This is a genomic window from Deinococcus seoulensis (assembly GCF_014648115.1).
In the GTDB taxonomy this organism is placed as follows: Bacteria; Deinococcota; Deinococci; order Deinococcales; family Deinococcaceae; genus Deinococcus; species Deinococcus seoulensis.
The window spans coordinates 1-1,061 of the sequence record NZ_BMQM01000092.1; the positions used below are offsets into that span (position 1 = coordinate 1).

Annotated in this window: 1 protein-coding gene; it reads right to left on the reverse strand. The window is 58.4% G+C overall.

Annotated elements, in window-relative coordinates:
• Positions 1-783 precede the first annotated feature (783 nt).
• A partial coding sequence (locus tag IEY70_RS20825) for a transposase (RefSeq protein WP_189066939.1) occupies positions 784-1,061 on the reverse strand: 278 nt, incomplete at its 5' end.

Genomic DNA, 1,061 nt, shown 5'->3' on the forward strand with positions numbered 1-1,061 from the left:
TGGCGAGGAAAAGCCTCGCATTCGCGAGGCTGACGGTCCACCGGGTGAGTCTGGCTCATCTGGTGCAGGGGACCTACAACTGGTGCCGAACGCAACGTGGTCTTCGGAAGAAGCTTGACGTCCCGAAGGGACGTCAACAGTACCTGCAGCGCACACCGGCGATGGCGATTGGGCTGACCGATCGCGTTTGGACGCTGCGAGCGTGGCTGTCACGGCCTCAAGGCGTTTCCTGTCGGGCATAGTTCGACTTTGTTGGCGAATTCAGGTGATGGCCCCCGGACTCCGCATTTCTTGTTGCCGAGTCGTGATGATCCGCCTCACCCAACAGCGGTTTTCGAATTCGCCAACAGAGTCTAGTTCCAGCCAACTACCCGAAAATCAGCGGCCCCGTAAACCCACATCGAGGACAGGTGTTGGGGGTGTCGACCTCCACGCCCCTCGTGATCTGCTCTGGCGTGAGTGGGGACTTGTGCGCGAAGGTTCCCTCGCCAAGACGACATCCTGGTGACTGGGGATCGGCGGTGCGTTTCTCCCGGTTGAAAGGGAAGGCGTATTTGCGTGCCCATCGTTCGAATTCTTCAATACGCTTTTCAGGCGGGCGATTTCAGCCTTGAGGGCTTTGTTTTCGGCGATCAGCTGGTCGATCTACTCGGACTGGCGACGGATGATCTCGTAAGGATCTTTCTCGGTCATCCCAGCGTCCATGGACAGCATGGTGACGGCCGTAGGACCCGGCCGGAAATCAGGCACCCGAGAGACAGCTAAATACAGCGCATTTAAGATTCAGATAAATCGAGTTCCGAGAATCTTGAGACCCGTCAGCAGAGCATCCCGAAGTTCAGCGACCGAGTTGTAGCAGCGGCGGGGCATCAGGATGCCCTTCAGTCTGCGCCACACCTCCTCAATCAGGTTCAGAAAAGGAGCATACGGCGGGAGATACCGCAGATAGAGTCCCTGCTGCTCCCACACCCCACGTCGTTCCCTGATCAGAGCTCCTTTGTGGAAGGCCGCATTGTCCAGCACCACGACTGTGAGCTGCCCAGGACGGCATTCGGCGGCCA